The sequence below is a fragment of the Streptomyces sp. CA-111067 genome (assembly GCF_050956065.1).
GTDB lineage: Bacteria > Actinomycetota > Actinomycetes > Streptomycetales > Streptomycetaceae > Actinacidiphila.
On the sequence record NZ_CP192103.1, the window covers coordinates 6,639,838 to 6,661,741 of the forward strand.

Here is a 21,904-nt window from a genome sequence, read left to right on the forward strand (position 1 = left end):
ACAGTCTGCTACGGAACGTAAGCGGGCTTGGTGAACGCGGTCGCCAGGACATGCCGGATCAGGCGGTCGTAGTCCATGCCGGCAGCGGCGGCCATGGTGGCGAGATTCCCGTGCCCGGACAGGCCCGGCACCGTGTTGATCTCCAGCACCGGCCGCCGCCCCGAAGGCGTCAGGAGGAAGTCCACCCGGCTGACGCCGTGCGCACCCACGATGCGGTGCACCCGCAGGGCGGTCTGCTGCAGCGCTGTGGTCACCAGCGGCGGCAGGTCGGCGGGGCAGACCTCCCGGCGAGCGGACCGGTCGTGCTTGGCCTGGTAGTCGTAGAAGGCACGGTCGGTGAACGCGGTGTGCACCGGCAGCGGGGTGGGCACCCCGTCGATGTCCACGACGCCCACCGTCGCCGACGTGCCCTCCAGATACTCCTCGACGACGAAGGACCCATAGGGGCCGGCCGCGGTCAGCAGGGCGCCGAGCTCCGCGTCGTCCTGGGCGATGCCGGCCCCCAGGCTCCCGCCGCCGGCCGCGGGCTTGACGAACACCGGGAACCCGAGCCGGCTCACCACCGCGGCCCGCGTTATCTCCAGCGGCTGGCCCGCGGGCACCGGGACCCAGCGCGGGGTGTCGATCCCCTCGGCGGTGATGACGGCCTTGAAGCGCGTCTTGTCCATGCCGATGGCCGAGGCTTGCACGCCGGAACCGGTGTAGGGGATGCGAAGCGTGTCCAGCGTGCCCTGGATCTTGCCGTCCTCGCCTCCCAGGCCGTGGCAGGCCAGCAGTGCCACGTCGATCCGGTCGCGCAACCCGGTCAGGTCCAGTCCGCGCAGGTCGACCAGTTCGGCGCTCAGCCCGCCCAACTCCTGCGATTGGCCGGCCAGGGACTTCGCGGCGGCTTCGGCGGAAGCGACGGACCCGGGGCGCTCGGGCGAGTCGCCGCCGTAGAGGACTCCGATGCGCAGCCGTTCGGGCAGTACGGACATCAGGTGAGGCTCCTTCGAGATCAGATGGTGTGCGCCGGGGTCAGCGCGCGGCGGGAAACGAAAGGGGATCGTCAGGTAGATAGGTAGGGAGGCAGTAAGGCGGTCACGCCCTGGACGAGGGCGCGGTGGGCGGCTCGGATGGTGCGCGCCAGCGGCGGCAGCGTCCAGGCGTCGATGTCGTCGAAGGCGATGAACTGGACGTCCGACAGCTCGTCCGGGGGCAGGCGGATCGTCTCCGCCTCTCCGGGCGCCAGCGGCTCCACGTCGAAGATCAGATCGAGTCCGGCCGGCTTGCCGCGTCCTTCATCGGCGGGAACCTGAACCACGACGAGGAGCCGGCCGGGATGCCGGTGCAGGCCGGTTTCCTCCCAGACCTCCCGGGTGAGCGCATGTTCGAAGTCCTCCCCCGGCTCGAGTGCTCCGCCGACCAGGTAGTGCCGGCGGTCGTTGTAGCGGGGCTTGACCAGGACCAGGCGCCCCAGGTGGTCGCGCAGCAACGCCTTGGCCCCGTGCGGGCAGGGCGGCCAGGAGTGTGCCGTGCTTCCCGGCGGTGTTGCGGTCACCGGTTTCCTCCTGCCAGGAGGGCCGGCAGGTGGGACAGGTGCGGCACGGTGATCGTGGCCGGCGGGACCGGGTGTTCGGCTGCTTCGTAGTCGGTGGCGCCGTTTATCCAGACCGTGCGCATGCCGGCGTCCGCCGGGCCCAGCACGTCGGGCACCAAGCGGTCGCCGATGAACAGGGTCCTGCCGGGTGCGATACCGGAACGGGCCGCTAGCTCGCGGTAAAACAGCGGGTCCGGCTTTGCCGCACCGATGGCGCTGGAACACAGGGGGTTCACGAACTCCAGGCCCGCGCGCACCAGCGAGCGGGCGCGGTGCTCGGGGGGCCGGCAGGTGTTCGTCGCCAGCCACACCGGAACCTGGTAACGCTGCTCCAGTTCCCGCAGTGCGTCGGCGGCGAGCGGGTCGAGGTCGTGGTCGGAACACGCGTCCCAGATCGCCTCGGTGAGATCGCTCATCTGCGGCAGCACCGTGCCTGTCAGCCGGCCAACGGCGGCCAGCAGGTCCGCCAGGCTCGTTGACAGCGACTGCTCGTAGAAGTGCCAGAACCGCTCGTCGTAGATCGCGTCGAACTCGGCGGAAATGTCGAGGCCGAAGCGCGCCGTGAGGACCTGCCGGACCAAGTGAGCGTCGGGACGGTGCCGGCCGAGGGTGAGCGTGCCGGCCCAGTCCACGGCGATCATGTCGAACCCGGCGGAGGGCGAAGAGGTCATGTCTGCCTTGTCGTCGCAGGGAAACAGGTGAGGGCTGACCCAGCCGGTCGTCGGCGTGCCGGGACCGCTCGCTGTCCAGCAGCCACCTCCCGTAGGACCGCGCCGCAGAGTGCCGGGGCCGGCGGCCGTGGAAGCCGAGGACCACCCGTTGTGCATGTTCATGTGGCCGCTGCCGCTGCGGTGCGGGAACCGTGTGCGAGGTAGGCGCGGACCGGGCCAAACACCCCGCCGGGGATATAGCGGGCCAGGTCCGCGACCAGCGCCCAGACGGTGTCCGCGATCTCGTCGGGCGCGGCGATATGAGCGGTGCCCGCCAGGTAGTGGCAGGCGATGTAGGCCAGGGGCCGGCCGGTGCCCGGGTGGATCCGCTCGCCCAGGAGCAGGACCGCGGCGGTGTGCAGCCCGGTCTCCTCCTTCGCTTCGCGGACCGCGGCCTTCTCAGGAGTCTCGCCGGGCTCGATGCGTCCGGCGGGGAACTGCCAGGACAGGACGCCTTCCGGCCTCTTGCGGCGTACCAGCAGTACGCGACCGTGATGGAGGATCACAGCAACGGATACGTCGGACCGCACGGCGGGGACGAGCGCGCCGCTTGCCGTCGTGGTCAGCCCACCGCTCTGGTGGTGGCCGATCCGAGGGCTAAGCGTGGTCCGGAACTGATCTGCCGCACGGTCCAATCGGCCCGGCGGTGTGCTGGTCATGATGTCTTCCGCCCGGCGGTGAGGGCGCCGGGGGTGACGGTGTTCGGTTCGTAGACCCGGGTGGGGCGGTGGAGGATCTCCCGCAGGGCGGTGGCGTTGTAGGTGGCGCGCTGCGGCAGGTGGTCGCTGTATTCCCGCAGCTCGGGGGTGTCGCAGACCTCGAAGGACTCCAGGGCGGGGGTGAGTTCACTGGTGTGGTAGCCGCGGTCGATCGTGTACGCGGGCAGGCCGGTGGGGCGGCCGGGGTGGTCGCGGTAGCCGGAGGTGGGCCGCATCGCGTCGCGCTGGCCGAGGTGGTCGGCGGCGTGCCGAGCCATCTCGTCGAATCCGGCGGCGGTGAGTTCGCGGTCGGGCCGGTCGTCGGTGAGGCGGCGGCCGTCGGAGGTGAGGTACGTGCGGTTGGCGACGAACGCCGCGTCCTGGTAGCCCTCCCAGGGCCCGCCCTCTCCTTGGCGGTAGCTGTTCCAGTCGGCGAAGACCATCGCCAGCCAGCCCGCCTTGGACAGGGTGGACATCCACTGGGCTTCGGCGAGCCGGGTCTGCGGGGACCAGTAGCACAGGTGGGCGCTGACCAGGGCGATGCGGCGCGGGCTGAGCGTTCCGTCCTGGTCCCGGAAGCGGACGGCGATGTTGGCGGGCGCGTGCCAGGGCGCCCAGGGGTGGCTGAACTCCTCGTCGAAGACCAGGGGGCCGCCCTCGCGCAGGAAGATCGCGTTGTCGTTGCTGCTCTGGGCGGTGGGCGCGGCGATATACCCGGTCATCCCGGTCAGTTCGGTGACGATCTCGCCCTGGCCGGGCTGGAGTTCCTGCAGGAAGAAGATGTCCGGGTTCTGAGCACGGACCCAGTTGGCTGCTTCTGCGAGGTTCTTGCCCTTCTCCACGTTCGCGGAGATGGCCTCGACAGGCGGTAAGGACACGGCGATGCCTCTCGCTAAGAGGGAGGTTGGTCAGGTGAGGTCGGCGGCGGCGAATTCGGCGGCGAGGTCGACGACCGTGACGTCGTGCAGGGCGAGCGCGTATTGCGTGCCGAGGAACAGCCGTTTGTGGGGGTGGTTGAACGGGATGACCTCGGTGTTCCGGCCGGCCCCGGTGCGAGTGGCCTTGGGACGTCCGGCGGAGTCCTGGTAGGGAGTGCCGAGCACGCCGTGCCAGCGGGGTTCCAGGACCCGCAGGCCCGTGAAACCTCCGTGACGGTGACCGTGCCCGCAGTCGTCGACCGCCTTCTTGGCATGGGGCAGACACAGCGGCGGCTGGAAGGTGAAGGACCCCTCGGGCCAGTCCGGCTTGGCACGCTGCTCCGGTCCGACCACGTCCAGGAACAGGGTCCCGGCAGCGGTGTGGCTGGGCTCGCCCTTGCAGTAGTGGCAGAGCATCTCGCCCATGCACTCGCGCTGCCTGCTGGGATGCACCTTCGGCCAGATGGGCTGGCCGACCGGCCGCCCGGCCGCGTTCAGGCTCTGGGTAACCCTGGCGTACAGGATCCCCTCGTGGTCGCGGTCCTCGGGGCGTTCGTCGGGGTAGCGGAGGGCGGCGGCCGGGGGAACGCCGAGACTGGCGCTGCCCGGGCGGTAGCGCAGCACCAGCGCCTCGTCGCTGATGTCCTCCTCGCCCTTGCGGAGCGTGATGTACGGAGCCGAATCGGCCATGCTCTCGTCCCTACTCAGGCCGCGGACGCGGCGGGGGCGGCCAGCAGGGCCGCGAGGCGGCTCCGGGACGCGCGGGCCAGGACGATGTTGTGGTCGGACAGGTGCTGGGCGTCGATGACTTCCACGTGGTGGAAGACCGGCAGGAGGTGTCGGCTGGTCACGAGCCAGTCCACCCGGGCGTCGGGGCCGTGCGTGGGGTAGGCGAGCATCGTGGGTGCCACCGCGCCTGTGTCACCGGTGGTCTGCGCGAGGTGGGCGGCGATGTCGACGACGCCCGCGGTGTGCAGAACGGCGTGCGGGACCTGGTCCATGACCCGTATCCCGACGGGTCCGATCCGGCTGCGGTGGGCGCGGTGCGGATGGTCGGCGATCTGGTCCAGGACCGGCAGCGGGCACTCGCCGGGGGAAGCCTGGTGGGGGTAGGAGTTGCCGTCCAGGCCGCCGATCATGAGGGCGTGCCGCAGCTGTCCGTCGGCCAGGGTGATCCATTTGTCGTTGAGGCCGGTGATCCACCCGGCCTCCGTCTCCCGCTGCGCCGCCACGGCGTAGTTGAGGTGGGCAGCGACGGCGATGATCGGGGTGGAGTCCGGTCCGGCGTCGCGCAGTTGCAGGGTGACGGCGGTGGGCGGGAGCTTGAATCCGCTCCAGGGCGTGGGCCAGTGGCCCAGGGGATTGAAGGTGCTGGTGTCGGCGAACACGGCGGTCGCGCTGTCTTCTCCCAGCCAGCCGCGCAGGCCCAGCGCTTCCTCCGCCTCGTACATGACCGCGTGCTGGGCCTGGTCGGCGCCGGGCATCTCCTGCCGGAACAACAGTTGCACGCCGTGCCGGGCCAGGACCTCGTAGGCGGCCCGGCGGCGGCCGGGGTCGCCCATGCCGTTCTGTTCCAGGTTGAACGTGGCGACCACGACGTCGTCGTCGGGGGGTACGGGGAGGGCGGACATCGGTCTCCTTACGGGGAAACGGTGGGTGAGGGGATGTGGTCAGCGGCCGGTTTCGAAGGCGATGGTGTGGCTGCCGGGTTTCAGGCCGGTCGAGGTGTACAGGTCCAGGAGGTGCTCCTGGCGGGCGGCGACCGTGTCGTGGTCGAGCCAGTACCGGGCGGGCGGTTCTCCCCAGGCCGCCGCGTAGGCGTCGTGGGTCAGACAGCCGGCGCGGTAGGGCAGCACATTGGCCGGGGTGTGCTGGACCAGGCGCACCCCGGCCCGGTCGGTGACACCGCGCAGCAGGTCGACCTGCGCGGTGAAAGCCACAACCGCGTCTTCGACGGGGACGGCGACGGGGAGCATGGCGGGCAGGTCGGGGCCGGCGAGGATGTGGCCGGCGGCCTTGACCGCCAGGGCGCGGGCGGCTTGTTCGAGTAACGGGCCGCCGTCGCGGTCCAGGTCGAGGCAGCAGATCACCGGGGTGCCGAGCAGGGTGGGCCAGCGGGTGAGGTGGGTGAGCGCCCGGTCGCACAGGTCCTGCCAGGAGGCGTCTGCTTTCCATTCGGCCAGGCACTGGGCGGCCTCGTCCGCCAGGCGGTCTGCCGTGGGCCGGTTCATGCGGCGGCCTTGGTGTTCAGGCGCGTGATCAGTGGCTGGACGAAGCGGGGTTCGAGGTTGCGCAGGAGGATCGCGGACTCGCCGCCGCACCTGCGGCAGTAGGGCAGGTAGGCGGCGTCCACGAACCCGCCACCGGTGGCCGCGCGCACAACGTCGGTGATCTGGTCGGCCAGTTTCTCCGCTGTGTACTGGTGATCGGGATCGACGCGGGTGTACTTGTTGCGTCGCCGGTCCAGGACGAGGGAAAGCGTGCAGCCGTCGTGCACGCTGATCTCACCGATGGCCACTGTGCCGGCCTCGGCGGTGGTGTGCTCGGCCTGGATGCCGTGCTTGGCCAGGGCGGAGCGCAGGCTTTCGGCCAGGGCGATCAGACTGAAGGTGCCGGCCTCGAGAACTTCGGCCAGCCGGGTCACTGTGCCGTGGCCGGCATCCCCGAGCGGCAGCATCTCCCGTCCGTCGGACCCGGGCCCTGGCGTGCCCAGGTGCAGTTCGACCCCAGCGGCCTGGGCGCAGGTCCGGAGCCACGCTGCGGCGGCGTCGATGCCGGGCGTCTCGGGTGCGGGTTGGGGGGTGGTGCCGGCTGCGGCGAGGAGGCTTGCTAGTTGCCGGACGGTGGGTTCGTCGGCGGAACCAAGCGGCAGCCGGCCGCCGCCGGGGGTGTCGTCGGGGTAACCGAGGGGCAGGTGCAGCCCGGCGGTCCGGGCAGCGGTGCGCAGCCTGCCCAGCGGCGCCCAGAGGCTGTCTTCATATGCGGTGTTGGTCGCGAGTGGTGTCCCGGAGTCGGTGACGATCGGCGCCGACAGGTCGGTGGCGGGAAAGTTGGTCATGGGTTCCTCGTTCGAAAACGGTGCCGTCTTGGTGGTGGGGTCCGGCCGCCGCCGGTGACGGGGGTGGCGGCGGCCGGTGGCTCGCTGCCCGCGCCGGTACGGGGGAACCGGCGTGTGTACGCGGCAGCGAGCCGGCTCCGGGGCCCGCACGCTGGTGTGCGCACGGGCGACGTGTGGTCAGTAGGCGTCGGCGAGCGCGCTCAGCGGACGCGTGGCGTCGGGTATGCAGCCGGTCAGGTCGACGCTGTGATGCGGCAGGGCGGCCAGGGCCTGGACCAAGCGGTCGGCGTTGACCCGGTGGGTGGCCGGGGGCAGCGGGCGCAGGCCCAGAGGGTCGCCGCCCTCGGGCGCGGGCATCAGCACGTCGTCGGCGTTCACCGTCGGTGCCCTGCTGCGGGCCGGGAGCGCGAGGCTGGTATCGGCCGCGGTGACCAGAACGGCCGCGGCGGTAGCCGCGTGCGTCGGGACTACGCCGAACCAGTGCCATACCTGGTCCGGGAACAGATGGACTGTGAGCTCCTGCCCCCGGGAACCGATCAGCGGGATACGCCGGCCTTCGGCCAGGGCCTGCCTGACCTGCCGGTAGGTGCCGGGATGGAGGATGTCGCCGCGGGCTTGGCGGTCGCGGACGATGTCGTACCAGCCCAGGGCATCCAGCAGCCCGAGCCCGACGGCGATGGAGCTGGCCCACGGCCGGGTACTGATGGTGCCGTCCGCCTCGACACGGGCGAAGACCGCCTCGGTGGCCTGCAGACCGTAGTGGTGATCGGCCGCCATCAGCAGTGCGGTAGTGGACGGTCCCGATCCCGGACCGAGCGCGAGCACCGCTTTGCCGCCGCTCGTGGCGGACGAGGCGCGCAGCAGGGTGTAGCCCTGGGCCTCCATCAGTCCCCACACCAGGTCGACGGCCACCCGGCAGGCGGCCAGCGCCACCACCTTCGTGTTCCGGCCGGTGACCGTGACGCTGGTCCCGCGCACGTGGTAGGCGAGGCCGTCATCGGGGGCCATGGCGCGGACCGTGCCGTCCGGACCAGTCGTGTGGAGCACCCGGCGGCCGGCGTAGCGGCCTTCGCGCGGGGGCGAGGGCGCTTCCAGGAAGGCGTTGACCGCCAACTGGTAAAGCTGAGGGTCCGTCTGCAGGGCAACCCGGGCGGTGGGTTCGGCGCCCGTGGTGAGGTCCTTCGGACTCCACCACGGGGCGAGGTACCGCTCCACCAGGGTGGCCGCGTCGTCCTGACCGCAGGTGACGGCAACGCGCGCTCCGGCTGGCCCGAAGCAGGTCAGAGTGGGGTTGAGCATCTGCAGTCTCCAAAGGTGCCGGGCCCGGGTCGTGCTGGACAGTGGTGTGGGGAGCGGAGCCGGTTACCGGCCAGTGAGGGCCGGAACCTCGGCGGCTCGGCCGTTTGCGGTGGGCAGACCTGTCGCCGGCGCGATTGCCGGTGGGCCGCCTGGGCCGGTACCGGCTGTGGTGGTACGGGGTGCTGCTCCGGCTCTTGCCGGTGGTGCTTGTCCCGGGTGGAGGTAGCCCCGTTCCCAGCCGAGATGGAGGGCGTGGGCGGTGGTGTCGGCCCCGAGCGCGCTGCGGATGCCCGCGATCCGTGCTTCGGCGGTACTGGGCGAGATGTCGAGGTCGGAGGCGATCTCGGCCGCGGTGGCGCCGGCGGCCATCAGGAGCAGGACGGCCTGCTGCTCAGGGCCGAGTTGGGTGCCCGGTGCCGGCGTGTGGGCGGTGGGGGCGGGCAGGTGGCCGCCCCGGTAGGCGCGGTCGAGCATCGCGTGCTGACCGGTGCCGCCGACCTTGTCCCTGATGCGCTGGAGGGAGCCACGGACAGTGCTCTGGGCGAGGTCGAGCCGCTCGGCGATGCCGGCGATGCGCAGGCCGTCCGCCAGCAGGACGAGCACGGCGGTCTCCCTATCGGACAGCAGTGGCCCCGTCTCACTCCGGACCACCGAGAGCGCATCCGCGTTGTCGCGCTGGTGGGCTTCAGGCACGGGTGAATCCCCTGTCCCGTTCGGCGTCGGTCACGGTCCGGGCCAGGACGTCTGCTTCGTGCCGGGCGGCCCGGGTGTAGTGGGCGACGACTTCCGGAGTGAGGATCTGGGCGGCCAGCTCGCTCCCGTCGAAGGCGGCCGTCGCCGCAGCGAGGCCGCGCGGGAGGTGGGGCGCGTCTCCGTAGTCGTTGCCGGTCACCGGCTCGGGCAGGTGAAGCTTGCGCTCCAGCCCGGAGCGGCAGGCAGCCAGGGCTGCGGCCAGGGCCAGGTAGGGGTTGGCGTCGGCTCCGGGGATACGGATTTCCAGGTGGAGGCTGTCGCCGTGCCCGACGACCCGGACCGCGGCGGCCCGGTTGTCACGTCCCCAGCACATCCGGGTCGGCGCGAACGTGCCGGGAATGATCCGCCTGTAGGAGTTGGCGTACGGCAGCATCAGCGGCATGAGCTGCGGCAGGACGTCCAGCAGCCCGGCGAGCGCGTGCTGCCCGGTCTCCGAGAGCCCGTCCCGGCCGTCGTCGAGCACCGACTGTTCCCCGGCCCACAGCGACAGGTGCAGGTGAAGGCCGTTGCTGGTGCCGGTAGTCGGGGCGGCCATGAACGTGGCAGTGTTCTCCGTCCACTGGGCAGTCTGCCGGGCGAGGTGCTTGAAGACCGTGTGGTTGTCGGCTGCGGCCATGGCCGGCCCGTAGCGGAAGGTGACCTCCACCTGCCCCGGATCAGCCTCGGTCTTGACCGCCTCCAGAGGCAGACCGGCACCGGTGAGGGTGTCCTCCAGTTCGCGCAGGAACTGCCCCTGGTGCAGCGGGTGGTGCAGGGCGTAGTCGCCGTTGTGCCTGCCCAGCGGGAGCAGCGTGCGGACCGCGTCCTCGCCGCGGAACACGGTGAACTCGCACTCCAGGCCGGCCTTCGCCGTCAGGCCCCAGGTCCGGGACAGGTACTGGAGCTGGCGGCGCAGCATCTGCCGGGGCGCTACCTCCACAGCGAGAGGGCCGGGCCCGGCGTGGGCATATCGGGCGTCGGCCAGCACGATGACTTCGCGGACGTCCCGTGACGGTTCGCCGTCGATACTGCGCGTGCCGGCGGCCGGCCACCAGGTCGTCAGGTCCGGCTGCAGGTACATGTCGCCGAAGCCGGACTGCCACGAGGTGAGGGCGTAGCCGTCCAGGGGGCGCATGTCGAGGTCGGTGGCCAGCAGGTAGGAGCAGACGTCGGCTCCCTGGTCGGCGACGTGGTCCAGGAAGTAGCGGGCGGCCAGGCGCTTGCCGACCAGTCGGCCCTGCATGTCCGGCAGGCCCAGCAGCACCGTTGTCAGGCTCCCGTTCTCGATGAGTTTGCCCAGGGTCTCCAGCGTCGCGGCCTTGCGGGCGGCGTCGTCACGGCCGAGGTCGGAGTAGGCGCGCAGTTCGGGATGCACCTGGCCGGCGGTGTCGTCGGCCATCACACGACCTCGTCGGCGAAGGTGTCGCTGCGGTCGCCGGCGACCACGGGCGTCTGGAACGTGCGGCGGGCGAAGGCGTACCAGCAGATCATCGCCAGCAGCAACGCCGCGGCCAGTGCGACGGGTGCGTAGTTGAAGGTCTGAACCGACAGCAGGCCGCTTGCGGGCTTCGTTTGGGGCAGGCAGAACAGCACTGTTACCAGGGCGACCCAGACCACCGCGATCCAGCCGATCGGCTTGCTGAACCGGCCCAGGTTCCACGGGCCGGGGGTGAACCGGTCTCCGGCGCGCAGCCGCAGGTAGATCGGCACCGCGTAGGCCGGGGTGATGCCGATGATGTTGATCGCGGTGACCGCCCCGTAGGCGACGGTGCTCCACAGCGCGGGCAGTGCCAGCAGGCCGCCGACGACCACCGACAGTGCCACCGCGGCCGTCGGGGTGCCGGTGCGGGCGCTGACCCGCACCCACCACCGGGATCCGGGAAGGGCCCCGTTGCGGGAGAACGCGAAGACCATCCTGCTGCATGCGGCGACCTCGGCGTTGCCGCAGAAGAGCTGGGCGGCGATCACGATCAGCAGCAGGATCTTCGCGCCGGTCACGCCCAGGGCGTCCAGGAAGATCTGCGCGGGCGGCACCCCGGTCGCGGTGCCCAGCGTGCCGGAGTAGTCCTGGATGGCGTAGGTGAGGGCGGCGAGCAGCACGAACCCGGCCGCCCAGGACCAGCCGATGGCGTGCATGATGCCCCGCGGCGCGCTGATCTGCGCCTGCGTGGTCTCCTCCGAGAGGTGGGCGGAGGCGTCGTATCCGCAGAAGGTGTACTGGGCCAGGAGCAGGCCGATCCCGGCGACGTACCAGTGCGAGCCCCAGCCGGTGTTGTTCACGAACGTGGTGAACACGAAATGTGTCGACTGGTGCTGGTCGGGCACCATCGCCAGCGCGGCGGCGATCACCGCGACCCCGAGGACATGCCACCACACCGATATCGAGTTCAGCACCGACACCAGCCGGACCCCGAACAGGTTCAGGACGGCGTGCAGGACCAGGATCCCCGCGAAGATCACCATGGTCTTGCCGGGCGTGGGCGTGTAGTCCCACTGCAGAGAGGCGAAGGCCGAAGTGAAGCCGGCCGCGCCGTAGTCGATGCCGGCGATGCCGCCCAGCAGTCCCAGCAGGTTCAGCCAGCCGGTGGTGTAACCCCACCGGGGCCCGCCGAGCCGGTTGGCCATGTCGAACAGGGCACCGGACGTGGGGTAGGCGGAGGTGACCTCGGCCAGGGCCGCGCCGACCGCCATCACCATGGCGCCGACGGCGACCCAGCCCCACAGCATGACCGAGGGGCCGCCGGTGTTCATGCCGAACCCGTACAAGGTCATGCACCCGGACAGAATGCTGATCACCGAGAAGCTGATCGCGAAGTTCCCGAACCGGCTCATCTTCCTGGACAACTGCGGTTTGTAGCCGAGTCCCTGGAGGAATGCGTCGTCGTCGAGATCAGGACCCGAGTGGAACTCGGCATGAGACATCGTCATTGGCCTTTGCGTTGAGGTGGAGAAGGGGATACGAACGGTGGACACGGGGACGGTCACCAGGTCTGTCGTGCCGCACGGGTGGGTCCGGCCCGGGGCGCTGCGTCGCCGCCGGCGATGCTCAGGCACTGCCCGCGGGCCCTGGCGAACTCCTGGGTGGCCGAGTACCGGTCGCCGGCGGTGTTGGCGACGTGGATCCACGGCGCCGGGGTGGCGTGCGGTCCGATGGTCTGGAAGACCCGGGCCGCTTGGCCGAACTTCCGGGCTGCCCACAGGGCATGGGCGAGGTGGTTGAGGTCGACGGCGGACAGCTCCACCCGCCCGGAGTATTCGAACCAGCAGCGCAGCGCCCGGTCGGTGTAGGCCCGCACGGTGTCAGTGCGCCAGTGCATCGCTCCGACGCCGGCATCGGGCAGGCCCTGCTCGCGCTTGGCGCGGTAGTGCTCGGCCAAGGCGTGCAGGGGTAACACCAGCAGCGCGGAGGCGGATTCGCCCGGCACCCGGGACCAGACCCACTGCGCGAAATCCAGTGCTGCCGCGTGGCCGCCGCTCCGGGAGCGAAGGAGCACCTGCATCATCCGGTGATGGCCCTCGCGGTTGAATGCGTCGCGCTCGACCAGTGCGTGCAGCAGGCGCCAGGGACCGGTGGGCAGGAACTCGTTTTCGGGCGGCGGCATCTGGTGCGCCTTGATGAACTGGTGAGGATCGGTGGTGGCCAGCGCGAGCAGGCAGACCAGCGGCACCGGATCGGCCGGGTACGTCCGGTTGGCGGACAGGGCTGCCTCCCGGGCCTGGACTGCGAGATCCTCGATTCCGCCGTGGCCCTGCCGGTAGGCCCGCAGCACCAGCTCCGTGTTGACACGGGCGTGCATCACCAGCGCATCGACGCTGCCGGGCTCCTCCTCCAGCCACTGCCGCACCACATGCGTCCCCGCCGCCGCCGACCCCAGAACCTGGCTGCGCGACGTACGCAGCCCCCAGTGCCGGCCGGTCTCGGCCAGCAGGTCCCGCATCGGCTTCCAGTGCCCGACCCGGACCGCCTCCACCGCCCACTGCAGGGCGGTGTCCAGGCCGGCCGGGTGAAACACCGGCACGAACTCCGCAACCGGATCGGCAGCGCCTCTGCGCCGCGTCATCTGCTGCTCCCCTTGGCCAGGGCGGCCTGTTCCAGAGCCGTGTGCAGCTCATCCAGGTGCTCGGCCACGCGGCCGGCCGCCTGGTCGGCGGTCTCCCACGCCTCCGACGGCCCTCCTGGATGCCGGGGCGTCTGGGCCAGCAGCGCCAGCAGGGCGATGTCGGCGCACGCCCGAATTTCCGTGGCCGGCAGGTAGGGGTGGCGGTTCTGGTAGGCGCCGACCACGGCGAGCGCCACGTCGATCCAGTCCTCGCGTCCTGCCACGGTCAGCGGGCCGAAGGCCAGGCGCGCCAGTTCCAGGGCGGGATACCCGGTGGGCGCGCGGAAACCGGTCAGCCCGGTGATCGCGTCCCCGGTGAACCAGAGGTTGTCGGCGGTGAAGGCGCCGTGCACGGCGTGCAGCGTCAGCCCGGCGGGCACCCGGCTGCGCGCCCGTTCCAGGTAGAGGCGGATGCTTTCGCTGCGCCGCGCGCCCGGGGCGTCAAGCTGCCGCCGGTCGTCGCCCGGCAGACTCGTGCCCGCCTGTTCCTGGTCAGTGTGGACGGCGAGTGGTACCTCGTTCAGCGGGGCAGCCAGGAAGACACTTTGGTCGTCCTGGGGCCGGGGGGCGGGCAGCGGGTAGCCGCTGAGGACGTGGTGCAGGCGGCCGAGAAGCGCCCCGGCGGCACGGGCGCGGGTGAGGGTCAGCGGGGTCGTGGCCCGCACACCGGGCACCGGAACCGTCACGGTGTATCCGCTGCCGTCGGCGGTCGCGGAGACCAGGCTCCCGTGCTGGTCGGACACGGCGGTGGCGGTGGGCAGTTGATGCGCCCGGCAGTGCTCGCTGACGTCCACGGCCGTCTGGGCGCGGGTCACGTCCCGGACGCCGCGGTGGAGTTGAACCTCGAAGGTCCGCCCGTCGGTCGCCTCGACCATCCACTGCACGGACCCTGTGGACCCGCCAGCCGCGGGCGTCACGCGCTCCGCGCTGTCCACTCGGATGCCATAGGCGGTGAGGAGCAACGCGCACATGGCGCTGTCGGAGGTGTCACCGGGCCCGCTCACCGTGGCCTCCCCCTGCTGGGAACGGAGAGGCGCTTGGTGCGCCACTCACTTAGGGGGATGAGCTTTCGGGAACCCGGTCACGAAACCAATACACCTAGTAATATCGGCCCATTGCGTTTTGAATGGGCCTGTGACCTGCGTAGACGATGCGCCGAATCCCGGAGGGAAACCGTGGAGAACCGGTGCCCGGACTGCGGCGCGCGCCTGAGCCGCTACAGCGACCAGCCGCGGTGCGCCGCCTGCACCCGGGAAAGCGCCCTTCCCGCCAGAATCTGGGAAGACCCCGGGCTGGCTGCGGCACTGGGGGCGTGGGATTTCGGCGCTCTGTTCCGGCAGGTGCGGGCAGCTACCGGGATCAGCCAGGGAACGCTGGCGGAGCTGACGGGCCTGAGCCAGGGCACGATCAGCCAGCTGGAAGCCGGCACCCGTCGCCTCACCCACATCGACCGGGTCCGCGACGTACTCCGCGCTCTGCACGTGCCGGACCGCATCTCACCCGTGTCCCGTGGACCGGCGCCGGCGGAGGCGGACTGGGAATCCGCGACGGACGTGGCGCTACGGCTCACCGACACGCTGGCGACCAACACCGACCCCAGCGTGCTGCCCGCCTTCTCCGCCGCCATCCAGCACGTCATTTCCAGGTACGACACGATGGGCCCAGCAGCTCTCGCCCCCGAGCTGGTCCGGCTGCGCCGCCAGCTCCAGCGCCTGCTGGACGGACGTCAGCCACCGGTCCTGCGCACCGGGTTGTTCCGGCTGGCCGGGCAGATCGCCGGGCTGCTGGCCTATATGGCCGTCAACGCCGACCGCCCCCTGCTGTCCGACGCCTACAGCGCCGAGGCGCTGGCACTGGCCACAGAGACCGGCGACCTGGACCTGATCATGTGGATCCACGGCACCCGCTCCCTTCGCCACTACTACGCCGGAAATTACGCGGCGGCCCTGGAGGCGGCCCGTACCGGACTCGACCTCGCCCCCGAGAGCGCCCAAGCCATCCGCCTGCTGGCCAACGGACAAGCCCGTGCGCTGGCTCGGCTCGGCGAGCGCACCGCAGCGCACCGCGCGCTCGGCCGTGCCGAAGAGCTGTCCGCCCGCCACGACGTCCCCGGCGACCTCACACCGTGCATCTCGCTCGACGCATACGGTTTGGCCCGCACCCGCGCCAACGCCGCCACCGCCCACCTCGCCCTGGGCGAGTCCCCCCAAGTCCTGCTGCTGGCCGCCCAGATCACCGCTGACCCGGCCGACCCGTGGAGCCGTGCCCTGGTCACCCTGGACGCGGCAACCGCCCATCTGGACACGCCCGATGTGGAGCAGGCCATGGAGCTGGGAGCTGCGGCTATCACGCAGGCGGCCGGGCCGCCGATCCTGTCCGTCGTCAGGCGCGCTCACGAACTTGCCCAACGTGCTAGGCAGAGCTGGGGGGCGCTGCCGGCTGCTCAGGACTACTGCGAGATCCTGCGGGCTTGGTCGGCGACCCCGGCGGTCGCCGGCCTTGGAATACCTGCCACCATGATCGCAACGACGGACCGGAAGGCACCAGCACGTGCGGATCGACCCAGCAGCCGACCCGACGGCGTTCCCGGCCGACCCGCCGCCAGACCCCGATAGCCCGGCCTCGGTCGCCGCCCACGACTGGGCCGCCTTCCAGAACATCGACACGATGACGAACCACTGGGACCGGCCCGGCTGGACGGAGGCGACACGCGCCTACTACTGGCTCATCCCCTTCACCACCAGTCCGGACCTCGCGGAGCAGGCGGAGCAGTGCCAGCAGGTCCTGGCCGGGATGGGATTTGACCCGATCGACCGCACCGGCCTTCACCTCACCCTGGGCCGTATCGGCCTGGCCGAAGACGTCGACCAGCAGCAAATCGACCGTCTGATTGACCTTGCCGAACAGAACCCGCCGCCGGCGGCCACCGCGCACGCCATCCCGATGGCCGGCTCCCGCGGCGCCATCCGCTACAGCATCGCCCCCTGGACGCCCGTGCTGCGGCTCCACCGCCACCTCGACACCGCTGTCCGTGCAACGGGATTGCCCGGCATCGGCCCGACGCCAAGCCTGCGCCCCCACATCGGCATCGCCTACTCCCACCGGAACCAACCCGCCGGCCCCATCCAGGCCGCCGTCGCAACGCTGCGGGCACTGCCTTCGGTAACGGTCTGCATCGGGCGGGCCGCACTGGTCCTGCAACGTCGCGAAGCGGGAGCCTACCGCTGGGAAACCCTCCACGAGCTGCTGCTGCCCGACACCTGATCCACCCGCGGCCTTTCATCCCTCTGGTGGTGAACGCTGCGCGGAGGTGCCGGCCGCGAATGGTGAGGCCCAGTCGGGCACGCCCAGGGTGTGCACCGCGGCCTGGATGCGATCGATGTTCAGGAGGCGGCGGGTGCCGGCTTCGATCTGGCTGATCGCGCCCTGGCTCAGGCCGGTCAGCGCGCTCAGATCGTTCTGGCTCATGCCGGTGGCGGACCGCAGGAGCCGGAAGACCACACCAAAATCCCATCGTGCCAGAGCCGCGGCGACGGCCGGATCCGCCCAGACCGCGTCCGGAACGGGGCCGGAGCGGGCACAGGCCGAACACCGTGTGTCGTCGCTGTAGCGGCTCAGATACGCGCCGCAGCCTGAACAGGCATGTCGGTGGCGATGAGTACGTCCGGGCTTCGAAAGTGCCTTTGCGTCCCCGACCGAAAGTGTCCCGGGCACGGTGGTGGTGGAGTTCGTCATTCGGCTTTTCCTCATGGGTATGGCCGGCCATCTGACGGCGCGCCTGGATGCGAAGGGCCGACCGATAGGCAGAGCTGGGCGAGGAACTCGGGCCTTCGCCCCACGCGGCGGCGCCCGGACCTGCCGCAGGGTCCGGGCGCCTGCCGTCAGCTGCCCGCCGATTCTGCGCCAGGGACGACCGGTTAGAGGGTGTCGGCGAGCTTAACCAGGACGTCGGCGGAGGCGGAGACGTCGTGGGTGAGGACCGCCCCGTGGTGCGGCAGGGAGGCCAGGGCGTGGCGCAGTCGGGTGGCGTTGGCCGACCCGTCGGCGTGGTGGCGTGAGCGCAGGCCGAGCAGGTCGGGGTAGCGGTCCTCGGTGGCGGCGGTGAAGACGTCCTCGTCGTTCAGTCCCCGGTGTGCCTCGGTGAGCGCCGGCGTAGCGGCAGTCGGGTTGAGGGTGGGGAACAGGAGGGCGGTGGCGGTGGCGCGGTCGGTGAGGTCCAGGCCGAACCAGCGCTGGAGTTGGTCGGGGAAGAACTGGACTTTGATTTCCCTGCGCTTGCCCGTCTCGAACAGGGGAGTGCGCTGGTCGGCTTTCAGCGCGTCGGTGACGCGCTGGTCCTGGGTGGGGTGCAGGTCCTCGCCGTCCAGGAGTCGCTGGCGCACGGTTGAGTACCAGCCGAGCGCGTCCAGCAGACCCAGGCCCACGGCGGCTGCTGCCACCCACGGAAGGATGGTGACGGTGCCGTCGGCTTCGGGGCGGGCGAAGACACGGTCATTGGACAGCAGCCCGAGGTGGCGGCCTCCGGCGAGCAGCAGCGCGGTGGTGGTCTTGCCCGCTCCCTTGGCGCCGAACGTCAGCAGGGCCTTGCCGTCCTTGGTGACGGCGGAGGTGTGCAGCAGGGTGTAGCCGTCGCCTTCGAGTCGACCCCAGACCATTTCGCGGGCGATTCGGCACGCGGCCAGCGACACGGCCTGCGGGCTCAACCCGGCGATGGTGACGCGGTCGCCGTCCGCCTGGTAGGCGATGCCCTCGTCGGGGGAGACGGCGTGGACGGTGCCGTTCGCGTCCCGGGTGAGGTGGGTGGCGGCCTTGGCGTAGAGGGTCTCGCCGGGCGGGGTGGGCCCGTGGTGGACGGTGCCGGCGATCACCTCGTACAACTTGGGGTCGACGTCCGCGCTCAGATGCGGCAGGGACTGGCCGTCGGGATCGACGGCCTCGGCGTTCCACCAGGGGCCGAAGTAGCGGGCGACCCAGTCGGTGACCTGCGGGGTACGGGAGAAGACAGTGGCGCTGGCAGCAGGAGGGCCGAGGCGGGTGGCGGTGGGCTGGCTGGTCATCGGGTGGTCTCCAGGTGCTGGGTGATGTGCTGGTAGGCGGCGCGGAGTTTGCTGTCCGCGGCGGCGAGCTGGGCGGTTTCGTCCGCGGTCATGGACGGCATGACGACTTTGGGGCGGCCGGCTGTGAAGCGCAGCGGCATTCCGTGGCCGCCGTCCGCGCGGGGGACGGAGAGGTTTTCGGGGCCGTCGGCCAGGCCCAGGGTCTTGGCCAGGGCGGACAGCACCGCTCCGGCCGGCCCGGCCCGCACCCGGCCGGTTCCTGCCGCGATCAGCGAAGGCCGCTGGCGCAGGGCTTGGCGTATGCCGTGCGAGGAGTGCGGCTGGTAGGGGCGGCCGTGGACGGTGGTGGCGGAGGCGCAGATCACCGCGGCGTCGCCGTGCTCGCCGATCACGTGCCCGTCGACGGCTGCGACGGGCACCCGGGCGTGCTCGGCGACAAGCTGGCGGTAGCGGGCGGTGTCGAGGTTGGAGCCGATCCCGTACACCCGGGTGCATCCTGAGACCTGCGCGAACAGGCGCGTCATCAGGTCGACCGGGTTGGTGACCACCAGGACCACCCCGTCGAAACCGCGCAACGCGCCCGCCACGTCGATGACGGGCGCGGTGTTCGCCAGGAGGCCGCCCATCCGTACGTCGGAGGCGTGGGCGTTGGTGAAGTCCGCCCGCACCGCCATGATCGCCGCGTCACAGGTGTGCAGGCCGGCCGCGGTGACGGGGGACGGCCGAGTGGGCGAGGCGATGGTGTTGCGCAGATCGTCGGCGTCGCTGGCCAGGGCGGCGGCCTGCTCGATGGTGCGAGAGGCAATCAGCAAATCGTGGGCAAACCCGGCGGTCACCAGCGCCGCCGCTACCGCCTGGCCGACCGCGCCGGCGCCGACTAAGCCGACGGTCCGCACGGGGGCGATCACGAGGCTGCCTCCACGACGGCGGCCAGAGCGTGCAGCAGCACCGGTTCCGGACTCCACCGGGCAGAGACCGCACCGGCTATCTGGTGGGTGATGCCCAGCACCGCTGTCGCCCGCGCCCGCAGGGCGGTGGCGTGGTCGGGAAGCGGCAGATCGCCGGGGGCGGCGAGGTAGGTGGACATGATGTTTGCGGTGTCCATCGCCCACAACCGCAAAAGGCCCCGCAGTGCCTGGTCGCGTCGCCCGGGGAACCGTCCGGTCTGCTGCTGGGCGAAGCCGGCGAAGCCTTGCGCCGCCTGCTCGGCGGCGGCCCGCCCGGGCCGGGCGGCCAGGAGCACCAGTACACAGCGGGATAAGAGCTTGGCGGGGTCGGCCAGCGGCGTGTCCCGCGTGAGCGCCGGGTCCAGGAAGACCGGCTCGCCGCCGGGCCGGCCGGGGTAGAGGATGTGCTCGGGCTTCAGATCGCCGTACACCACCGTCGTCGGCCCGCGTCCGCCCCAGTCCTGCCGGTCATCGGCCCCGAGCCGGTTGACTGCCGCGCGAAGCAGTTCGGTCGCAGCCGGATACGCTGCCTGCAGGGAGGCCAGGTACTCCGGTGCCGTCGCGCTGGCGAACTTGCGCTGGAACGTGGCGTGGACACCCCGCTCGATGGGAGCCCCGATCACCAGCCTGCTGGTGGCCCGGCGGCGAAGCCCGTCCAGGCGGCCCATCGCGGCGGTCATCAAAGCGCCGCTGTGCTGAGGGGAGTGCAGGATCACCTCGGCCAGCGAGACCCCGGGCACGGCCTGGGTGAACAGAACGCCGCGGTGATAGCCGAGCACCGGTGCGACCTGCGGCCAGCGGCCCCGGTGCAGCACCGCCAACTGCGCGGCCTCACGCTCCAACAGCCCCCCGGGACTGCGGGCGTAGACGCGCTGAGCAGCCAGCACCTGCGGCCAGGTACCTGCCGTGCCGCGCAGAAGCGAAACCAGCGAGATCCCCAGCAGCGAGACCTTCGCGTACACCACCTGCTCGCCCACCAGCAGCCTGCGCACGTATCCAGTGACGCTCGGCACGTGGGCACCGAACTCCAGTACCGCGCCAGGCCACAGCGCCTGCGCCGCAGAGATGATCTGCCCGTCGGCGAAACTGGCCACCTCCGCCATGGTCGGAATCGCGTCAACCTCTGCTGCTGTGTTCATGGACGCTGTCCTGTCGCGTAGAAGAAGGGGATCAGATGGGCTTTGTGGCCGTTCCCGGCAGCGGGCCGTGGGGTTAGCCGCTGCCGGGAACGGCGGTTAGGCGGCCTGCTGCGGCCGGGGGAGCAGGTTCCGGCATGGAGGCCGGCCGGGACCTGGAGGACTAGCGCTCTCAAATGGTGGCCGGGCTGTTGTAAGCCGCTTCGATCGGTGGCCGCGGGCGCGGGAAGGTGCGGCGACCTGGGAGTCTTCGCGGGGCGGGGTCATCAGGCTGTTTCGAGTACGGAAACGGCCTCCTGGCCGAAGGAACTGGTCGCGGAACCCTCGGGGAGGAGTGAGTGGTGCGGGTTGCCCAGCGCGCGGTACAGGCGTCGGGGGCCGGTGAAGGCGGTGCGGGCGTGAAGCCAGCGGGTGTTGTCGAGCAGAAAGCCTTCGCCCGCGTCGAGGAGCAGCGGCTGCTGGTGGCGCGCGAGCGCCTCGGTCAGGGCGCGTATGTGCCGGGTGACCAGCGGGTGCCATCGCACCAGGTCGTCCAGGCGGAGTCGTACGGTGATCTGCTGGTCGGGCGTGAGCCGGAAGACCGGGGCGAGGACGCCGTCCTGGCCGCCGAAGAGGCCGGCGGAGTCCTCGGACAGGGCTTCGACCGCGTCGGGATGGGACAACGCGAGGTCGGCGTACACCATGTGGCCGTCGGTCAGGAGGCTGGCGCCGCCTTCTTCGGCCGGGCGGGCGCAGGCGACGAGCATCAGACGGGGCGGGAACAGCAACCCGGACCGCTCGGTGTGCGGTGACAGGGAGCCGCTGCCCAGTCCGGCGAAGCCGGAACGGCCGGCGTGCTGGTGCGTGTTGTGGAGGACGGTCAGGCCGTCGGGGTCGCTGTCGCGGTGGGGAGTCACGTCGAGGTAGCGGGCGGCCAGTTCCAGTACCGCGGCGCGGCCGTTGAGGCCGTCCAGCGTGACCAGTCCGCGCTCCCGCAGTCCGGCTGCGACGCGTGCTGCGGCGCCCTCGGCCCGCAGGTCAACGTAGTGCTCGGCGAACAAGTCGCTATGTGCGGCCGTACGGCTCATCGCAGAACTCCTCTGCCAGCAGGGATGGTTGGTCTCACTGTCGGTGGGCCCTGGCGGCGGGGTAAAGCGACAGATTGTCAACTCCCGATGCCGCACAGTTCCGGTCGGGTGGCGCCTGCTGCGTGCTACGGTCCGAAGACGTTTCGCACCACGAGGACCGCCATGCCGTCGTACAAGCCGCCCCTGTGGCCGGTGTCCGTCAAGGCCGTCGTCTTCGACGACGAGGGCCGCGTGCTGCTGCTGGAGAACGAGCGCGGCGAGTGGGAGCTGCCCGGCGGCCGGCTGGAGATCGCCGACCAGGACGCCGGCGAGCGCGCCGACACGGCGCCGGAAGCCGCCGTGGAGCGGGAGGTCCTGGAAGAGACAGGCTGGCAGGTGAAAGCCGACACTCTCATTGACGATGGGGTGTGGATCTACGAACCCATTCCCGGCCGGCGGGTTCTCATCGTCACCTACGGCTGCACCCTCCTCGGCCCCTACCAGGAGCCGGTGGCCAGCCACGAGCACAAACGCGTGGGCCTTCATCCCCTCGGCGACGTGCCCGCGCTGGTCATGCCCGACGGATACAAGAAGTCGATCATCACCTGGCACGGGCGGGCGTAAC

The 21,904-nt window shown here is 71.2% G+C and carries 23 protein-coding genes; 3 read left to right on the plus strand and 20 right to left on the minus strand.

What is annotated here, in order from left to right:
• Nucleotides 1-8 precede the first annotated feature (8 nt).
• From ACQPW6_RS29435 to ACQPW6_RS29505, 15 genes are all read right to left on the minus strand, one after another.
• Nucleotides 9-977: a D-alanine--D-alanine ligase family protein gene (locus tag ACQPW6_RS29435; protein WP_433892721.1), complete on the minus strand. Its 969-nt coding sequence runs from the start codon at nt 975-977 to the stop codon at nt 9-11.
• A gap of 71 nt (nt 978-1,048) precedes the next feature.
• Nucleotides 1,049-1,540, minus strand: a complete 492-nt coding sequence (locus tag ACQPW6_RS29440) for an NUDIX domain-containing protein (protein WP_433892722.1) — start codon at nt 1,538-1,540, stop codon at nt 1,049-1,051.
• A complete protein-coding gene (locus ACQPW6_RS29445; RefSeq protein WP_433892723.1) occupies nt 1,537-2,250 on the minus strand; it encodes an HAD family hydrolase in 714 nt (237 codons plus the stop codon). Before ACQPW6_RS29445 ends, ACQPW6_RS29440 begins: the two co-directional genes overlap by 4 nt.
• Nucleotides 2,251-2,408: 158 nt before the next feature.
• Complete coding sequence (locus ACQPW6_RS29450; RefSeq protein WP_433892724.1) at nt 2,409-2,948, minus strand: NUDIX hydrolase; 540 nt, start codon at nt 2,946-2,948, stop codon at nt 2,409-2,411.
• On the minus strand, nt 2,945-3,865 hold the full coding sequence (locus ACQPW6_RS29455; RefSeq protein ID WP_433892725.1) for a hypothetical protein: 921 nt from the start codon (nt 3,863-3,865) through the stop codon (nt 2,945-2,947). The genes ACQPW6_RS29450 and ACQPW6_RS29455 overlap by 4 nt, the downstream gene beginning before the upstream one ends.
• Before the next feature lie 30 nt (nt 3,866-3,895).
• Entirely contained in the window at nt 3,896-4,594 is a 699-nt protein-coding gene (locus ACQPW6_RS29460) for a hypothetical protein (RefSeq protein WP_433892726.1), read from the minus strand.
• Nucleotides 4,595-4,608: 14 nt separating this feature from the next.
• Complete coding sequence (locus ACQPW6_RS29465; protein WP_433892727.1) at nt 4,609-5,535, minus strand: hypothetical protein; 927 nt, start codon at nt 5,533-5,535, stop codon at nt 4,609-4,611.
• Nucleotides 5,536-5,574: 39 nt separating this feature from the next.
• The gene (locus tag ACQPW6_RS29470; RefSeq protein ID WP_433892728.1) at nt 5,575-6,135 is read right to left on the minus strand and encodes a hypothetical protein; all 561 of its coding nucleotides are present in this window, start codon (nt 6,133-6,135) and stop codon (nt 5,575-5,577) included.
• Nucleotides 6,132-6,962, minus strand: a complete 831-nt coding sequence (locus ACQPW6_RS29475; protein WP_433892729.1) for a hypothetical protein — start codon at nt 6,960-6,962, stop codon at nt 6,132-6,134. Before ACQPW6_RS29475 ends, ACQPW6_RS29470 begins: the two co-directional genes overlap by 4 nt.
• A 177-nt stretch (nt 6,963-7,139) precedes the next feature.
• Complete coding sequence (locus tag ACQPW6_RS29480; protein WP_433892730.1) at nt 7,140-8,261, minus strand: hypothetical protein; 1,122 nt, start codon at nt 8,259-8,261, stop codon at nt 7,140-7,142.
• Nucleotides 8,262-8,324: 63 nt separating this feature from the next.
• A complete protein-coding gene (locus ACQPW6_RS29485; RefSeq protein ID WP_433892731.1) occupies nt 8,325-8,954 on the minus strand; it encodes a response regulator transcription factor in 630 nt (209 codons plus the stop codon).
• Nucleotides 8,947-10,392, minus strand: coding sequence for a glutamine synthetase family protein (locus tag ACQPW6_RS29490; protein WP_433892732.1), 1,446 nt, complete (start codon nt 10,390-10,392; stop codon nt 8,947-8,949). Before ACQPW6_RS29490 ends, ACQPW6_RS29485 begins: the two co-directional genes overlap by 8 nt.
• On the minus strand, nt 10,392-11,921 hold the full coding sequence (locus tag ACQPW6_RS29495) for an amino acid permease (RefSeq protein WP_433892733.1): 1,530 nt from the start codon (nt 11,919-11,921) through the stop codon (nt 10,392-10,394). Before ACQPW6_RS29495 ends, ACQPW6_RS29490 begins: the two co-directional genes overlap by 1 nt.
• Before the next feature lie 53 nt (nt 11,922-11,974).
• Nucleotides 11,975-13,054 (minus strand): hypothetical protein, encoded by a 1,080-nt coding sequence (locus ACQPW6_RS29500; protein ID WP_433892734.1) that lies wholly within the window; start codon nt 13,052-13,054, stop codon nt 11,975-11,977.
• On the minus strand, nt 13,051-14,097 hold the full coding sequence (locus ACQPW6_RS29505) for a phosphotransferase enzyme family protein (protein ID WP_433892735.1): 1,047 nt from the start codon (nt 14,095-14,097) through the stop codon (nt 13,051-13,053). Before ACQPW6_RS29505 ends, ACQPW6_RS29500 begins: the two co-directional genes overlap by 4 nt.
• A gap of 57 nt (nt 14,098-14,154) precedes the next feature.
• On the opposite strand from ACQPW6_RS29505, the gene ACQPW6_RS29510 reads away from it, so the two are divergent.
• Nucleotides 14,155-15,708 (plus strand): helix-turn-helix domain-containing protein, encoded by a 1,554-nt coding sequence (locus ACQPW6_RS29510; RefSeq protein ID WP_433892736.1) that lies wholly within the window; start codon nt 14,155-14,157, stop codon nt 15,706-15,708.
• A complete protein-coding gene (locus ACQPW6_RS29515) occupies nt 15,644-16,357 on the plus strand; it encodes a 2'-5' RNA ligase family protein (protein ID WP_433892737.1) in 714 nt (237 codons plus the stop codon). Before ACQPW6_RS29510 ends, ACQPW6_RS29515 begins: the two co-directional genes overlap by 65 nt.
• A gap of 15 nt (nt 16,358-16,372) precedes the next feature.
• On the opposite strand, the gene ACQPW6_RS29520 is transcribed toward ACQPW6_RS29515, so the two are convergent.
• The 5 genes from ACQPW6_RS29520 to ACQPW6_RS29540 all read right to left on the minus strand — a co-directional run bounded on the left by ACQPW6_RS29520 (nt 16,373) and on the right by ACQPW6_RS29540 (nt 21,300).
• Nucleotides 16,373-16,828: a helix-turn-helix domain-containing protein gene (locus ACQPW6_RS29520; RefSeq protein ID WP_433892738.1), complete on the minus strand. Its 456-nt coding sequence runs from the start codon at nt 16,826-16,828 to the stop codon at nt 16,373-16,375.
• A 182-nt stretch (nt 16,829-17,010) separates the two neighbouring features.
• Nucleotides 17,011-18,150, minus strand: coding sequence for a hypothetical protein (locus ACQPW6_RS29525; RefSeq protein ID WP_433892739.1), 1,140 nt, complete (start codon nt 18,148-18,150; stop codon nt 17,011-17,013).
• Nucleotides 18,147-19,115, minus strand: coding sequence for a lactate/malate family dehydrogenase (locus ACQPW6_RS29530; protein WP_433892740.1), 969 nt, complete (start codon nt 19,113-19,115; stop codon nt 18,147-18,149). Before ACQPW6_RS29530 ends, ACQPW6_RS29525 begins: the two co-directional genes overlap by 4 nt.
• Nucleotides 19,055-20,236 carry a phosphotransferase gene (locus ACQPW6_RS29535; RefSeq protein WP_433892741.1) on the minus strand — a complete coding sequence of 394 codons (1,182 nt, stop codon included), beginning with the start codon at nt 20,234-20,236 and terminating at the stop codon, nt 19,055-19,057. The genes ACQPW6_RS29530 and ACQPW6_RS29535 overlap by 61 nt, the downstream gene beginning before the upstream one ends.
• A 263-nt stretch (nt 20,237-20,499) precedes the next feature.
• The gene (locus ACQPW6_RS29540) at nt 20,500-21,300 is read right to left on the minus strand and encodes a TauD/TfdA family dioxygenase (protein WP_433892742.1); all 801 of its coding nucleotides are present in this window, start codon (nt 21,298-21,300) and stop codon (nt 20,500-20,502) included.
• A gap of 162 nt (nt 21,301-21,462) precedes the next feature.
• Between ACQPW6_RS29540 and ACQPW6_RS29545 the strand changes: the two genes are divergently transcribed.
• Nucleotides 21,463-21,903 carry an NUDIX hydrolase gene (locus ACQPW6_RS29545; protein WP_433892743.1) on the plus strand — a complete coding sequence of 147 codons (441 nt, stop codon included), beginning with the start codon at nt 21,463-21,465 and terminating at the stop codon, nt 21,901-21,903.
• The last annotated feature ends 1 nt before the right edge of the window (nt 21,904 follow it).